Annotated in this window: 18 protein-coding genes; 14 read left to right on the top strand and 4 right to left on the bottom strand. The window is 38.9% G+C overall.

The features are described 5' to 3' along the window. The first annotated feature begins 3 nt into the window (after positions 1-3). The 5 genes from DCO56_RS21005 (at position 4) to DCO56_RS21025 (ending at position 3,355) form a co-directional block, all read left to right on the top strand. Entirely contained in the window at positions 4-777 is a 774-nt protein-coding gene (locus DCO56_RS21005; protein WP_108635701.1) for an ABC transporter ATP-binding protein, read from the top strand. A 5-nt stretch (positions 778-782) separates the two neighbouring features. After that, positions 783-1,787, top strand: coding sequence for an MlaD family protein (locus DCO56_RS21010; protein WP_108635702.1), 1,005 nt, complete (start codon positions 783-785; stop codon positions 1,785-1,787). Between the two features lie 137 nt (positions 1,788-1,924). Further along, positions 1,925-2,626, top strand: a complete 702-nt coding sequence (locus tag DCO56_RS21015) for an RluA family pseudouridine synthase (protein WP_108635703.1) — start codon at positions 1,925-1,927, stop codon at positions 2,624-2,626. Positions 2,627-2,653: 27 nt separating this feature from the next. Beyond that, positions 2,654-2,917 carry a hypothetical protein gene (locus tag DCO56_RS21020; protein ID WP_108635704.1) on the top strand — a complete coding sequence of 88 codons (264 nt, stop codon included), beginning with the start codon at positions 2,654-2,656 and terminating at the stop codon, positions 2,915-2,917. Between the two features lie 30 nt (positions 2,918-2,947). Further along, positions 2,948-3,355, top strand: a complete 408-nt coding sequence (locus DCO56_RS21025; protein WP_241254797.1) for a DUF983 domain-containing protein — start codon at positions 2,948-2,950, stop codon at positions 3,353-3,355. Between the two features lie 35 nt (positions 3,356-3,390). On the opposite strand, the gene DCO56_RS21030 is transcribed toward DCO56_RS21025, so the two are convergent. Continuing rightward, on the bottom strand, positions 3,391-3,681 hold the full coding sequence (locus tag DCO56_RS21030; RefSeq protein WP_108635706.1) for a DUF4286 family protein: 291 nt from the start codon (positions 3,679-3,681) through the stop codon (positions 3,391-3,393). A 183-nt stretch (positions 3,682-3,864) separates the two neighbouring features. Between DCO56_RS21030 and DCO56_RS21035 the strand changes: the two genes are divergently transcribed. The 9 genes from DCO56_RS21035 (at position 3,865) to DCO56_RS21075 (ending at position 12,878) form a co-directional block, all read left to right on the top strand. Further along, complete coding sequence (locus tag DCO56_RS21035; protein WP_245935888.1) at positions 3,865-5,706, top strand: S9 family peptidase; 1,842 nt, start codon at positions 3,865-3,867, stop codon at positions 5,704-5,706. A 9-nt stretch (positions 5,707-5,715) separates the two neighbouring features. Continuing rightward, complete coding sequence (locus DCO56_RS21040; protein ID WP_108635708.1) at positions 5,716-7,374, top strand: sensor histidine kinase; 1,659 nt, start codon at positions 5,716-5,718, stop codon at positions 7,372-7,374. Between the two features lie 102 nt (positions 7,375-7,476). Continuing rightward, positions 7,477-8,175, top strand: coding sequence for a response regulator transcription factor (locus DCO56_RS21045; protein WP_077438378.1), 699 nt, complete (start codon positions 7,477-7,479; stop codon positions 8,173-8,175). Positions 8,176-8,307: 132 nt separating this feature from the next. After that, positions 8,308-8,781 carry a transcription elongation factor GreA gene (greA, locus tag DCO56_RS21050; protein WP_108635709.1) on the top strand — a complete coding sequence of 158 codons (474 nt, stop codon included), beginning with the start codon at positions 8,308-8,310 and terminating at the stop codon, positions 8,779-8,781. A gap of 284 nt (positions 8,782-9,065) precedes the next feature. Continuing rightward, complete coding sequence (locus DCO56_RS21055; protein ID WP_108635710.1) at positions 9,066-9,482, top strand: HIT family protein; 417 nt, start codon at positions 9,066-9,068, stop codon at positions 9,480-9,482. A gap of 140 nt (positions 9,483-9,622) precedes the next feature. After that, positions 9,623-10,273: a DedA family protein gene (locus tag DCO56_RS21060; RefSeq protein ID WP_108635711.1), complete on the top strand. Its 651-nt coding sequence runs from the start codon at positions 9,623-9,625 to the stop codon at positions 10,271-10,273. A gap of 8 nt (positions 10,274-10,281) precedes the next feature. Then, a complete protein-coding gene (locus tag DCO56_RS21065; RefSeq protein ID WP_108635712.1) occupies positions 10,282-10,824 on the top strand; it encodes an inorganic diphosphatase in 543 nt (180 codons plus the stop codon). Between the two features lie 8 nt (positions 10,825-10,832). After that, positions 10,833-12,146 (top strand): hemolysin family protein, encoded by a 1,314-nt coding sequence (locus DCO56_RS21070; RefSeq protein ID WP_108635713.1) that lies wholly within the window; start codon positions 10,833-10,835, stop codon positions 12,144-12,146. Positions 12,147-12,164: 18 nt separating this feature from the next. Further along, a complete protein-coding gene (locus DCO56_RS21075) occupies positions 12,165-12,878 on the top strand; it encodes a 16S rRNA (uracil(1498)-N(3))-methyltransferase (RefSeq protein ID WP_108635714.1) in 714 nt (237 codons plus the stop codon). 77 nt (positions 12,879-12,955) lie between these two features. Here DCO56_RS21075 and DCO56_RS21080 read toward each other — a convergent pair whose 3' ends face one another. The 3 genes from DCO56_RS21080 to DCO56_RS21090 form a co-directional block, all read right to left on the bottom strand. Then, positions 12,956-13,432, bottom strand: coding sequence for a hypothetical protein (locus tag DCO56_RS21080; protein ID WP_108635715.1), 477 nt, complete (start codon positions 13,430-13,432; stop codon positions 12,956-12,958). 186 nt (positions 13,433-13,618) lie between these two features. After that, positions 13,619-15,016 (bottom strand): ABC transporter permease, encoded by a 1,398-nt coding sequence (locus DCO56_RS21085; protein ID WP_108635716.1) that lies wholly within the window; start codon positions 15,014-15,016, stop codon positions 13,619-13,621. 47 nt (positions 15,017-15,063) lie between these two features. Continuing rightward, positions 15,064-15,705 carry an ABC transporter ATP-binding protein gene (locus tag DCO56_RS21090; RefSeq protein ID WP_108635717.1) on the bottom strand — a complete coding sequence of 214 codons (642 nt, stop codon included), beginning with the start codon at positions 15,703-15,705 and terminating at the stop codon, positions 15,064-15,066. Between the last annotated feature and the right edge of the window lie 153 nt (positions 15,706-15,858).

Below are 15,858 nucleotides of genomic sequence, written 5' to 3' on the forward strand. Positions count from 1 at the left end.
TATATGGAAAAAGCGAAATTAAATATAGATCATTCTCAATCTGTTATTGAAATCAGAAATGTGAGTAAATCTTTTGGAGATAACCATGTACTGAAGAATGTTAATCTGGATTTATATAAAGAAGAAAACCTTGTCGTTTTAGGCCGTTCAGGTACGGGTAAGTCGGTTCTGATTAAGTTGATTTCTGGCTTATTAAAACCGGATGAGGGGGCAATTGATGTATTGGGTGAATCTGTTACTGAATTAAACGATCGTCAACTGCGTGAATTAAGGTTAAAAATAGGTTTTTCTTTCCAGAATAGCGCGCTTTATGACAGTATGACGGTTCGTGAGAATTTGGAGTTTCCTTTGGTGAGAAACAAACGGAAGCTGACACGATCTGAGATTAATTATGCGGTGGAAGAAGTGTTGGATGGGGTAGGCTTATCCCAGGCAATCAACCAGATGCCATCTGAACTGTCGGGAGGCCAGCGTAAGCGGATTGGTATAGCGCGTACGTTAATCCTTAGGCCGGAGATTATGATGTACGATGAGCCCACGGCGGGTTTGGATCCGATTACCTGTTTGGATATTAATGGGTTGATTAATGAGGTTCAGGAGCGGTATAAGACTTCGTCAATTATTATTACACACGATTTGGCCTGTGCAAAAGAAGTCGGTGATCGTATTGTGATGTTACTGGACGGTAAATTTGAAAGACAGGGGTCTTTTGAGGAAATTTTTGATACAGATGACGCACGGGTAAGGGCGTTTTATAATTATAATTTTATTCTATAATATACATGAGTAAGGCAGAAAATAAAAGAGCAATCATTGTTGGTATTTTTGTTTTTTTAGGCGTATTGATTCTTTTGGCCGGGATTTTTATTTTAGGCAGTCAACAGAAGAAATTTACAAGAAACATCGAGATCACCACTTCATTTCCTGATGTTGCAGGATTGAAAGTAGGAAGTAATGTCTGGTTTTCTGGAGTTAAGGTGGGCATTATTAAAAATATTCATTTTAAAAGTGTACAGGATGTCGAAGTTGTTTTGACTATTGAAGAGAAATCTGCAGAATATATCCGTAAGGATGCAGTCACAAAATTGGGTTCCGATGGACTGATCGGTAATAAGATTGTTGTTATTTCAGGGGGATCTCAAAACGCACCTACCGTAGAAACAGGTGACTTCCTGCGGTCGGCCAAAACTGCGGATATGGAAGCGATGATGGAGACATTGCAGGTGAATAACGAAAACTTAGCTAAGATTACCACGGACTTTGTCGAGATATCACGTGGATTGGCAGATGGCAAGGGGATGGTCGGTGCGATGTTGACCGATACGGCTATGGTGAATACCTTACGTGCGAGTTTATTGTCCATCAGTGCGGCAATGAACAATGCAAACAAGGCATCGGCTAACTTGGTGACGTTGACAAATTCGTTGAACAGCAACAGAGGTTTGATCCATGATCTGACCACAGATACCGCGATATTCTCCAATTTACGTCAATCTGCTGCTCAATTGCAGGGCGTTTCGCAGACCGCAAATGCATTGATCAATAATTTGAATAACGCCTCAAGCAGATTGAACGATAAGGATAATGCCGTAGGTGTCTTATTGAATGATCCTGCTTCGGCTGACCAGATTAAGTCGGCAATTAACAACTTGAATTCAAGTACCGAAAAGTTGGATGAAAATATGGAGGCCTTGCAACATAACTTTCTATTACGTGGCTTCTTTAAGAAAAAAATGAAGGAAAATGCGAAGAAAGCCGAATTACTTAAGGCAGATAGTGCACAGTAAATTGTCGTAAACATATTATCGAAAGGCTTTACGCTTGCGTAGAGCCTTTTTTTCTTTAATAAATAACAAATCATACGGGTTTTCAAACGAAACTTAGGTTTATAGCGAACGTTTGAATGACTTTTAGTTAAGAGGAAATGAATAAACCTGAAATTACGGATAAAGAGGTGATCTTTGAAGACAATCATCTGATAGCAATCAATAAAAGGGCAGGGGATATTGTACAAGTTGACGAAACCGGAGACCTTTCATTGGAAGATATGGTAAAGATCTACCTGAAAAAGAAGTATGATAAACCCAATGATGCTTATGTTGGGGTTATCCATCGTTTGGATCGACCGGTTAGCGGTATGATTCTTTTCGCGAAAACGAGCAAAGCCCTTGAGCGCATGAATAAGTTTTTTCAAGATCGCACGGTAAAGAAAACTTATTTTGCCATTGTGCGCCAACGTCCGCGAAATGCCGAGGGTAAATTGATCAACTGGCTAATTCGAAATAGACAGACGCGAGTGACCAAGGCATTCCCACGTGAAGTGAAGGGCGGTACCTATGCTGAATTGGATTATGCGGTGATAGGTGAGTTGAACGGTTTTTACCTGTTGCGTGTTGAACCGCTTACAGGCCGTACACATCAGATTCGTGCACAGCTGGCGGCGATGGGTTGCCCCATTGTTGGCGATAACAAATACGGATATCCAAGAGGAAGTTCATTGGGAAGTATCTGTTTGCACTCGCGATCGTTGGCGTTTATGCATCCCATCAAAAAAGAGCAGATGACATTGGTGGCGTCATTGCCGCAAGATGGCTTTTGGGACAAATTTGAAGCATTGGTACGCTAATCGTTAAATTTTCAGTAACTTTGGGCTATGAAATGGTTTAAATATCTACTCTTAATATTTACCTTAAGCTGCTCGATGGTGTCTATTTCTCGAGCACAGTGTGCCATGTGTACATTGAATGCCGAAAATGCTACGAAAGAAGGCAATATGCAGGGAAAGGGGTTGAACGACGGTATCTTATTTCTATTGGTAATTCCTTATCTGGCAGCTGCAGGACTAGGCTATCTATGGTATAAAAAATACCGAAAAAAGAATCCGCCAACCAAAAAGTTTATTAACGAGATAAAATAGAATCTAATGCCGACATCTAAATTTCATGCAATGATACATTCCAAATGTCCTAAATGTCATGTTGGAAATGTATTTGAAGGAAAGGTATACAGTTTGCGGAAGCAGCATATGAATGAAGTGTGCCCACATTGTGGTGTTAAATATGAGGTCGAGCCCGGCTATTTTTATGCCGCAATGTATGTTAGCTATGCGCTTTCTGTAGCAGAAATTGTGTCAGTGTCTGTTGCTATTGCGATTTTGACGGGAAGTGAGTCGCCTTGGTTCTATTTGGGAGGTCTGGCTGTGACCATTTTAGTTTTCGCTCCCTTTAATTTTAGGTATTCCCGCTTGATCCTATTACATTTTTTAACGCCAAAAATAAGCTATGAACCTCGCTATGAGCTCGCTTTGGAAATAGGGGAGAAAGATAAGGAAGCGCAGGGTAATAAAAAGAATTAACAATATTTAAAAAAAATAAAGAGCTTTATAGCTCTTTATTTTTTTAAATATTTCATTGTACTGTCGAACAGGAAAACTTTATCCTTGTACGACTCCGAAATAAGTTGTTGTAATGGTATCAAATGCACCTGCTGAAAATCCGTGATATGTTCTTCGGAAAGCAGGACGACTTGAATACAATAAGTCATTCCTTCGTGCGGGGACTGGAGCATTTCCAGAAAATGCACTTGGAATTTTTGGGATTGTACGATATTATCCTCAATCCAGGAAACGATCTCGCGATGGATTGTTTCTTCTGCTATAACAGATACATTGTATAAAAACATAAACAAAAATACGGTTTTATACGCTATTTTTGAATATTACGTTTAATTACTATATCTTGTAAAAATAAGGTTGCATTGACTGCAATTTGGTATTTAATTACAATATTTGGGTTAAATGATAAGGACGTATTCGGGATTATGAGGTTGCAATTTTGGACTGTTTTATTTTTTTGTGCATTGACTATGTTAGGGTGCCAACAACATAAGGTTGACCCTATACCCATTAATCAATTCTTTTCCACACCTGAAAAATCAAATTTTAAAATTTCTCCCAATGGTCGGTTCATTGCTTATATCGGTATGGACAACCATTGCAAAAATATTTATTTGATAGATTTGATGGACAAGGACAGCTCCAAGCAGCTCACTTATCAGAATGATATCAATGTAAAATCCTTTGTCTGGAATAACGATTCCAAAATTTCTTTTTTGACCGAGCAATCTGCCCAGGACAGTTTACGTTTATATGCTGTGGATATTAACACAGAAAAGATTTGGCCCCTAATTAAACCTGCCCGTGCAAGATTCAGGTGGGTTCATCCGATGGTTTCCAACGGCGATAGTTTTGTTGCTGGAATCAATGACCGTGATTCCTCGTTTTTTGATCTTTATCGCATTTATTTGGACGGTAGACCCCGGGAACGGATTTTACAAAACCCCGGTAATATGAGTTCTTGGATTGCATCCAACGATGGGCAGGTGCGTTTAGCAATTGCAAATGATTCGGTACAGCAATCTGTTCTTTTCCGGGCTTCTGAGAAAGAACCTTTTAAGGAGATTATACGCTGTGATGTCGAGAGTAGTTTCACTCCGTTGGGATATAAGGATAGTTCAGATCGTATTATTTATGCACTTTCAAATATAAATCGTGACAAGCTGGCTCTCGTTAGTTATGATCTGGTTGATGAAAGAGAATTGGGGGAGCTGTATAGCCATAAAGAGGTCGATGTAAGTCCCGGAGGTTACTTTCCGGAGCAAAACCGCTTGTTGTTTGTTAATTATACAACTTCGAGACAGAGCCGGCATTTTTTTGACGATCAAACAAAACGGAAATATGATGAACTGTCTAAGCAAATTGATGGTTTTGAATTCCAGGTACTCAATACCGATGTTTCGGGAGAGAAAGTCATTATTAAGACCTATACAGATGTTAATCCCGGGGGGATTTATTTTTACGATTTTACGTCCAAAAAATTGACCAAATTAGCCGACAATAACTCGGATCTCAAAAGTAAGGAATTGTCTCCCAATGAATTTATTACCTACAAAGCGAGAGATGGCATGACGATCTCAGGGTATTTGACCTATCCAATACATTCCAACCGGAAAGATCTGCCTATGGTGGTACTGCCACACGATGGTCCCAATGGACGCGAAGTATGGGGATTTGACAATGAAGCACAATTTTTAGCGAACAGGGGATATTTGGTTTTTCAGATGAATTATCGAGGTTCAACGGGGTTTGGAAAGAAGTTTTGGACTGCTGGATTTAAGGAATGGGGTGGGAAAATTCAAGATGATATAACGGACGGGGTAAAATGGCTGATCAAAGAGGGGATTGCCGATAAAGATCGTGTGGCCATTGTGGGGAAAGGATTTGGGGGCTATTCGGCACTACATGCTGCTTGCTTCAATTCAGATCTGTATAAATGCGCTGTTTCTTATTCCGGATATACCAATCTATTTACCTATTTTAGGGATATTCCACCGTATTTTAAGTCCTATGTACAGAAAATGTATCAGATCGTAGGGAATCCTATTCGGGAAGCGGAGTTGTTTAAAAATATATCTCCTGTTTTCCATTCGGATAAGGTACGGATTCCTGTACTATTAGTCCAAGGGGGCAAAGACCGATTTAGTTCGGTGACAGATGCAAACCAATTTGTTCAGAAATTGAAGAATAACCATGTTCCTGTGCAATATGTCCTGAAGGAAGATGAGGATAGAACTTTTAAAAAAGATGAGAATATATTTGGCTACTATAATGAACTGGAGCGATTTTTGGAAAAATATCTAGCGGACTAGGGGCATTATATGAAAGCAGAGAAATACAGCTATCGAAAAAATTATGGACTATTGTTGATGTTTTTCATCGTCATCAGTGGTTTGTATATTTTTGCGCTTTTTCTATCCAGAAGCTATACCGAGTCCCATATAAAGAATGAATTTACCAATAGGAAATCGGAAATTTTTGATCAAACCTTAATTCCTTTCAATGACTTTTTCCAAAATAGAATTCCTGAGGTCTCGTTTTATCAGGGCTTTTTGGACTCTGTACAAGCCGGCAAATATGCCTACAGTATTTTAAGTTCTTATCCTTTTGTGCGCGAAATCGGTTTTTTTGATTTACAATTTAACAATGATCATAATTTAAATTACGGTTTTATAGTCAATAATTTGAGAATTCAGCCTAAGACCATTACATTTTTTACGGTATCCCGCTCGGGGCTGAACAAAAATACGATCCGTGACCGTGGTCAGATGGGCCTGCATTCGGAGGAAATCAATAACATTGGGGTTAAGCTCGCTACTTATATTGACAAGTTGCAGCCGAATGCGAAACTTTCTGACAAGGATATTTTAAAGGTATTCTATACGATCAGACCCGGACAGATTACCTATTTAAATATACCAAGGGTCAATGATTTGATCGTTTATAAAACCATTATGGAGGGGAATCTGGACCATACTGTCGGCTATGAGCAGGACATGTTCAATTTTCAGATCGACCCAATGTATCTGGAGGTGAAAAATAGTTATGCAAATCTCTATGAAAAAGTGGAGATCGTCCCCTTGGTAGGGGCACCGATTACACCGGAAAATGATGAAATTTCTACAGAAATGCCTTTGCCTGGAGCTTTGGCGGATTATAAACTGCTCTTTAGGTCAAGTAAAAGTTTTCTCTCGAAGGAAATAAACCGCAGTTTTTGGCCCGTATTGGGCGGTATATCCTTGATTTATATTATTTTGATCGCTATTCTATATTTAATTTATAGAAATTTAGAAATTAACGGGAGACTTTTTAAATTGCAATATGATTTTATCAACAATTTGACCCACGAGTTTAAGACGCCTGTAAGTGTCATAAAAATTGCTGGAAATAACATCAAGAGTGCACAAGTTTTATCCGATGAGGAGCGAAAGATGTATGGTAATATTTTGGATCAGGAAGCCGACCGGCTCAATAATCTGATGAATAAATTATTGTCGTTTAGTCAAATTGAAAATAAAACCATCAAATTAAATAAGGAGGAGGTAGATCTGGAGGAATTTACCGAAAATTTGGTTGCTTCCTCGAGAATAAAATACGCTGACTTCAAAATTAGCACAAAAATTGATGTAAGAACATCGATGCTTGCGGATCCGGTGTTATTGAGCAGCGTATTTCAAAATATGATAGACAATGCCTACAAATATTCGAAAAATGGGCATAAAATCTTGGATATTGCAATACAACAAAATAAGAAGAATTTTGTTATTACTTTTAAGGATGAAGGAATTGGGATAGAGAAGGCAGAGTTTAACAATATCTTCAAAAAGTTTTATAGAATAAAAAGTCAATATAATCAGCAAGGAAGTATTGGTTTAGGTTTGGCTTTCTGTAAGGAGATCACCGAGTTTATAGGTGGAGAGATTACGGTAAAAAGCCAATTGGGGCAAGGCACTACCTTCACGTTAGTATTTCCGGTTTAAAAAATAAATTTAAATATGAAATATCCATGTTTAGAAAACATGAAAACTTATAGTTATAAACTGGATATTCCATAAGACATTTAAAAGACAAATTATTTACTTATGAATAAAGACATCACTGTTGCTGTTATTGAAGATGATGAGAACTTACGTTTCTTGGTAAAACATCGATTAGAATCTGAGGGCTATCAAGTCATCCAAAGCGGAAATGGGAATGAAGCAGAAAGTTTAATCTTGGAGAAACGACCAGATGTGGTCCTCTTAGATTGGATGCTCCCTGGAAAAGAAGGTAACGAGATCTGCGAGGATGTACGTAAAGCAGGATTTGAGAATATCATTATTATGATGACAGCCAAATCCCAGGATGTGGACAAGATTGAAGCGTATAGCTTTGGTGTGACAGACTATATTAGCAAGCCGTTCAATATGGACGTGTTGATTGCAATGATAGATAATAAGGTGAAGTTTTTCCTGCCTAAGAACAGCCCCGAAATCTACAAGTTTGGACAGACAGAACACCATCCGAATATCCATTCCTTGATACGGGATGGCAAAAAGGTCGAATTAACTATTTTAGAGAATAGAATCTTATTACATTTTCTTCAAAACTTAGGTCGGGAGATCACACGTGAGGAGTTGATGGAAGTGGTATGGGGATATAGCTCCAATGTGAATACACGGACGCTGGACATGCACGTCGTACGTCTGCGGAAGAAGATAGAGACAAATCCTGACAAACCGCATTATTTGCAGACAGTACGCGGATTGGGCTATAAATTTGTTGATGAAGAAGAGATTTGATGGATAAGAATTTGTTTTGTTGAAAACAATTATTATCTTCGTATAGATTGAAAGCAAGACCATGTTACCCGAAGAGGGTAATATGGTCTTGTTTCTTTTTTTAAATGTAGAAAATAAGAAAAAGATAAAATTATGGCAGAAGTAACTTATTTTACGGAAGAAGGATTGCGTAAGCTTAAAGAGGAATTAGCTTATCTGAAGACGGAAGGAAGATCTAAAATTGCCAATGCTATTGCAGAGGCAAGAGACAAAGGAGATTTGTCTGAAAATGCGGAGTATGATGCTGCTAAAGAAGCTCAGGGACTTCATGAAGCTAAAATAGCCAACTTGGAGAATACCTTGGCGACAGCCCGATTGATTGACGAATCCAAATTGGATACATCTAAGGTGCTAGCTTTGTCTATCGTTAAGATCAAAAATAAAAAGAATGGTGCTGTGATGACTTATCAATTGGTTGCCGAATCAGAGGCGGACCTTAAGTTGGGCAAGATTTCCGTTAAATCTCCTATTGCTCAGGGATTATTGGGCAAATCGAAAGGTGACACGGCAGAGATCGAAGTGCCTGCAGGTAAGATTGAATTTGAAATTGTAGAGATTTCGAGATAACATATGTCGGTTATGTGCGGTACGCCATAACCGCACATCCGCAAATTAACTTTATATTAAGAAGGTCGGGTTCTAGCAATCGCGACCTTTTTTGTTTATATTTGTTGAGAACATCATACTTAATGTTACTTATGGTCGTTTTTTATCAAATGTATTTAGATAGTAAATGGTAGACGTTAGACTATCTTTCTGCAAGCCGATGGGCGGTAGAATCGAAGTCTCCCATGCCATACTCATATCTCAATACTTTATTACAAAAAGAGTTTATTCCAATATAGAATAATATGTCAACAATTTTTTCAAAAATCGTCGCTGGAGAGATTCCAGCTTACAAAGTTGCGGAGAGTAATGATTTTCTGGCTTTTTTGGATATCAGTCCTTTGGCGAAAGGCCATGTTTTGGTGATACCTAAAAAAGAAACAGATTACATTTTCGATATTGAAGATGATGAGTACATGGCACTTTGGGTATTTGCAAAAATCGTTGCGCAGGGGATAAAAAAAGTAATTCCGTGTGTTAAAGTTGGCGTGGCTGTTGTGGGATTGGAAGTTGCGCATGCACATATCCATCTTGTTCCGATCAATAAAATAAGTGACCTAAATTTTGCTGGGCCTAAGTTGAGTTTAGGCGAAGATGAACTACATCAGATCGCTGAAACAATCCGGGAGTCCATTATCAGCATAACTGCACAAAATCAATAACAAGATTATATTACACTTGATTTACTTTCGTTTTTTAGAAGAATACTATATTTGTACTTTGTTGTTTTAAATTTATACAGGGAAAAAAGTAGATTTTGATTCTAAAATGGAGAAAACAACATTGATTTTTACTGAAAGTTATGCATGAACTTTTGTTGTCATTTCAACAACTAATGAACCCCGAAGAGCTCCTGAGTTCAGGCGGGTTTTATTTAGTTATATTAATCGTATTTGCCGAAACGGGTCTGTTTTTTGGTTTTTTTCTACCGGGCGATTATTTATTATTTTTAGCAGGACTATTTTGCGCGCTCAATAAGATCGATGTGAGCATTTATACGCTTTGTCTGGGCTTATTGGGAGCAGGAATATTGGGTAATTTTACAGGTTATTGGTTCGGTTATCGAGCGGGCCCCATGTTATTCAAGCGAAAGGATAGTTTTATCTTTAAACGGAAATATGTGGTCATGGCGGAAGAATTTTACCATAAATATGGGGGAACCGCATTAATTATAGGTAGATTTGTTCCAATAGTTCGTACTTTTGCTCCGATCTTTGCCGGTGTTGTAAAATTAGACTTCAAAAAATTCGTTTTATATAATATCAGTGGAGCTTTAATTTGGGTCTTGGTATTAACTCTTTCGGGTTATTTCCTAGGAATAGAGTTCCCTTGGATCATCCATTATGTGGAATACGTTGTGGTTGGGATGATCGTGATCGCATTTTTGCCTATTGCAATAACTTTGCTCAAAAAGCGAATAAAAGACAAAAGAAACAAACAAAATATACAGTAAAATAAAAAATGAGTAAACAAAACCCTTGGCACATGGTTTCTCCAGGTGAGAATGTGCCAAATGCCGTAAATGCTATCATTGAGATTACAAACGGATCCAAAGGAAAGTACGAATTAGACAAAGAAACAGGTTTGTTGCTTTTGGACAGAGTAATGAGTTCCTCTGTTGTCTATCCAGCCAATTATGGTTTCATTCCACAGACTTATTGCGATGACAAAGATCCTTTGGATATTTTGGTAATTTGTTCGGTTGATATTTTACCATTAACATTGGTGGAAGCACAAGTTATCGGTGTCATGAATATGGTTGATGGCGGAGAGCAAGATGATAAAATCATTGCTGTTGCCAAAAATGATCCTATATTCAACTACATTAAAGACATCGATCAATTGCCGCCGCATACCATGAAGGAAATTGTACAATTCTTTGAAAGTTACAAAGCTTTAGAAAAGAAACATGTTATCGTTGAAGGGGTGAAAGGACGTGAAGAAGCACAAAGAATCTTGATAGAGGCTATTGAGTTGTACAAAACAGAATTTGTTAACAAATAACCCCCAGCATGGCGCTCGATATTTTTTGGACATTGTTTTTAGTACTGGCCAACGGTTTTTTCGTTGCGGCCGAGTTTGCTATTGTCAAAGTCCGAATCTCCCAAATTGAAGTTCAGGCAAAAACAGGTAGTAAAGTTGCTACAATAGCCAAAAGTATAACGGAGCATTTGGATGGTTATTTGGCCGCTACACAATTGGGTATTACACTTTCTTCACTGGCCTTAGGTTGGGTAGGAGAGGCTGTAATGACCCAGATTGTGCAGGGGGCTTTAGGTTTCTTTGGTGTTGAATTGACCGGTACGATAGCGACCAACGCAGGACATGTGCTGGCATTTACAATTATTACCGTATTGCATATTGTCTTTGGGGAGCTAGCTCCCAAATCAATTGCCATTCAAAAACCTGTTGCAACAACCATGAAGATTGCGGTTCCACTGCAATTTTTCTACTTTATCTTTAGACCTTTTATTTGGATATTAAATGGTTTTGCTAATTTTCTGCTTAAAATTTTAGGCTTTGAAGTCACTAAAGGTGAATCTGCCCACTCTTCTGAGGAATTACAATACCTCTTGGATAAAGGAAAAGAATCCGGAGCATTGGATATTTCTGAACATGAATTGATTAAAAATGTCTTTGATTTTAATGAACGCATCGTCAAGAATATTATGGTGCCGAGGACGAAAATTGTCGCGGTCGAAATAACGGCAGACGCTTCAGAATTGATTGAGACCATGACGGAGGAAGGCTATTCACGTCTTCCGATCTACGAAGATAACATTGATCAGATTGTTGGTATTGTGCATACCAAGGACATCCTTCCGCTATTGGCCAAAGGCAAAGAGGTGGTGATGAGAAATATCATGCGTAAACCATACTTTATCCCTGAGACCAAAAAAATCAATGATCTGATGGCCGAGTTTCAGCAGCGACGCCTGCAACTGGCCATTGTACTGGATGAATTTGGAGGAACAGCAGGGATGGCTACCTTGGAGGATATTGTGGAGGAATTGGTAGGGGAGATCCAAGATGAGTACGATGAGGAAACACCAGTTGTGGAACGTATATCTGAAACAGAATATATGGTAGATGCGGGGGCTAGTATTCATGATGTGAATGAGTTTCTTCCGATAGAATTACCTGAAAGTCAGGATTACGATACAATGGCCGGATTGGTCAGTGAAATCTTTGATAAAATTCCTGAGGTAGGCGAGCGGAAACAGGAATACGGTTATGTATTTACAATCATCCGCAAGGCGCAGCAGAATATTGAATTTGTTAAATTAGAACTGGTCGAGTCGACGGATGACGATCTAGCGGAATAAGATCACAACGAACAGTACATGCAGTTATTTTTCACACCGGAATTAAATCCTTCTTTAGAAAATTTTATCCTCTCTGAGGAAGAAAGCAAGCATGCTGTCCGTGTACTTCGTATGAATACGGGAGATCGTTTATATTTAATTGACGGTTGTGGCGGCCTGTACGAAGCTGAAATTATAGATCCACATCCGAAACGTACTGTACTTCGCATATTAAGTGTCAAAGAGAACTACCAACAGCCAAACTATCATTTGCATATTGCTGTTGGACCGACCAAGAACATCGATCGTATCGAGTGGTTTTTGGAGAAAGCTACGGAGGTAGGGATTCAGGAGATTACACCTATTATTTGTGAGCATTCCGAGCGCAAGGAGGTGAAGTTGGACCGCTTGAACAAAGTCATTGTGTCAGCCATGAAACAATCTTTGAAAGCGTATTTGCCAAAACTTAATCCTGCGATACCCTTTAAACAGTTTTTAAAAGACCTTCCAAAGGAAGGTGCTCAAAAAGCAATTGCACATTGCGTTGATTCGGACAAGAAGTATTTGAACGAAGTATTTGAAGCCGGACAACATTATATCATTTTGATAGGTCCAGAAGGAGATTTTTCAGCCGAGGAAATCGATCTGGCAATAGCTGCGGGGTTTCGGCCAATATCGCTTGGCGAAGCACGTTTACGGACCGAGACAGCGGCATTGGCGGCTTGTCTTGAGACCTCGCTACTCAATAGATAATTTAAGCTATCTTTTAGTGTTTCTATGTGAATCCGATCTAATAATATAGATAAGATTCAGCATAGAAGAGGATATGTTTATTTTACAAGTTCAGCATCGACGATCTGAATTTCGGAATTTCCTTTCAGTGGGTCCTTTGTAAAAATCATCTTTCCTTTGAGCTTGATGGGATCTTCGGAAAATTTTATTGCTCCCCCTTTTAAGGTCACTTCTACCATAGGTGGTATTCCATTGGAACCACAAAATTGACATTGCATGACAGGTAGCACAGACATCATAAAGTTCTTATGATTACGGCCACTGTGTAGTGGAACCATATAGCCTGGTAATTCGACCACTTTGTTTTCAAGCGCTTTGAGCTCTTTCGGATAAAAAGGAGTATATACTTTTTTTGCACCATTATAGGTTACTTTATAAGCCATTTTATCAATGGCATCCCATGTTTTGTTCATCATGGGTGTATGATCAGGCACATCGGGATTGCTGCCGATCTGTGCCTGTGCTTGCATGATATAGAAAAATATAAAGGCGAATGCTGTGATAATTTGTTTCATCTGTTTAATTTTTTGTAGTTGCGGTGAAGCGATTAGATTTATTCTGTATGATGAATAAATCATAATGGTTTCACCTGTTTTAGTATTGAGTATATTGTATTGCGTACTGAGATTTTGCCGATGCAAATCCAGAATTTATCTTGTATATGCTATTCTTACGTTTTTTAACTCCAATACGCAGTCGTCCTATTTGTTTGATAAAGTACCCGCTATACTTGTCCTATACGCTTTCACAGCGGGGATCAGCGCTGCTAGCACGCCGATGAGGCAAGCAACAAGCAAAAATACCAATTCTTTTGGATGTAGCCTAAAAGCTTCGATAAAGTCAGCACTTTGGCTCGTTTGGTTACTGATATAATATAATGCCAGATGTGCCAATAACAGCCCGACCAGTCCGCCCACGATTGTTATGGTCAGGCCCTCCAATAGGACAATGGTAAATAATTTTCCTTTAGACGCACCGAGTGTACGCATAATGGCCAGATCATATTTACGTTGTTTCAGCGCATTGTAGAGGTTAATAAATACACTCAGTCCAGCAATGAGCATGATGACATAAGCAAGGATCGCTAAAGAATCTATTCCTACGCCTAGGAGTGAAAACAGACGTGTACTTTCCATAGCAGGAGAAGCAGCTTGCATATCTGTTTGTTGGTCGATCATTTTAGGCAATATACCGATAGCTGCCGGTGACTGGTATTTTATTAAAATAGCTGTTATTTCAAGACCATTTTGTTTTACCATATCAGCGCCAATGGATTTGACAAACACCCCTTCCTCTTCGTGTTCGTGGTCATCATGATCGTGATCATGATGTTCTTTTTCATTGGTTGCCACTTGTCCGGTAGAATTTTCCGGTAAGTCTTCTCCATGGTGATGTAAATGTGCTTTGACTGTTTCCTGACGGTCTTCTTCCCGTTCACGTTGTTCTTTTTGTGCTGCAGTTTCGTTGTCAGCATGAGCATGGGCGATACCATGAACATCCCAGACGCTCTCGAGATTGGTCAATATGAGGTTATCGGTTACATTGTTATTTTGTTTTAGAATACCTACGATGGTAAAAGGATGTTCGTCGTGACTATGGCCATCCTTGCTGAGTCCATGGGAGCTGTTGATCTGGTCACCTATTTTCAAATGGTGCTTTTTTGCGACCTGCTCACCGATAACGGCTTCAAAGTCTTTTTGCCAGATGCGGCCTTCATTTATTTTGGTATTATAGATGGTCAGAAAAGAAGAGTCTGTCCCCACAATTCGATGTCCCTTAAAGTTATCACCTAATGACAGGGGGACCGCGAGTTGAACAAGCGGGTTTTGGCGTAGAGGTTCGAGTTCATCCAAAGGTATATTTCCAGTTGGGTTGTCGATATGATATACGCTGGATAAGATCAATTGAAGTGGACTGCCCTTAGCTCCGACAACAAGATCAATGTTCCTGCTATTATTGTCAAGTTGTTTTTCAAATGTATCACCTGTGATAGAAAGCACAGCTAAGATGGAAATTCCAAAAGCCGTCAGCAAGATACTAAGAAAGACAGCGCCAAATTGTCTACTTAAATTTTTCCAAACCAACTGTATCGTATTCATAACAAATTCTAAAGCTAAAAGGGTGAATGACTATATGACGTATTCAATTATTTTAAGATATACATTTTTGAGAACTGATCTCTAATCCGTTTGTCATGTGTGGTGATCAAGAGGGTTGAGCCGGCGGTATCTGCAATATCCAAAAGTAGTTCCAGCACACGATTTGTATTGCTGTCATCCAAAGCAGCTGTGGGTTCGTCCGCGATGAGCAGGGCAGGCTTATTGATCACACTACGAGCAATCGCGGCACGTTGTAATTGGCCACGACTTAATTCATTTGGATAAGCCGCAGTTTTGTGATCCAGTTGCAGTTGTTTCAAGACCTGATGAATCTGATTCACATCCACCTTTTTTCCTGCAAGGGACTGTGCCAATTTGATATTTTCCAGCAAAGTTAAATTTTTGAGAAGGTGTGCCTCCTGGAATATAAAACCGATATATTGAGATCTGAATTTGTCTAGTTTGCTATTAGATAATAGGGAAAGATCCTGATTATTAATTTTAACGTGACCTGTTTCGGGTTTAGATAAGCCGCCCAACATGTTCAGCAAGGTTGTTTTTCCAGTTCCTGAATCGCCCAATAATAGCGTGTGCTGTCCTTTTTCGATGTGGATGTCCGGAAATGCGATGCTTTTAGCATTCGTATATTGGAATGTTAGCTGTTCAGTAGATACGATCGGGTTGCTCATATGCTCAAAAATTGAAAATCTATTCAAACTTAGAGAAATTGCTTTGTATATGCAATATAATTGCAATAATAAGATGATTCTCGGCATTTTGTCTCACACAGAGGTGATACTTTTTCTGATAAAACCTAATATCGTCCCTAATATGTTAATAAC

It is taken from the genome of Sphingobacterium athyrii (genome assembly GCF_003071065.1).
Classification (GTDB): domain Bacteria; phylum Bacteroidota; class Bacteroidia; order Sphingobacteriales; family Sphingobacteriaceae; genus Sphingobacterium; species Sphingobacterium athyrii.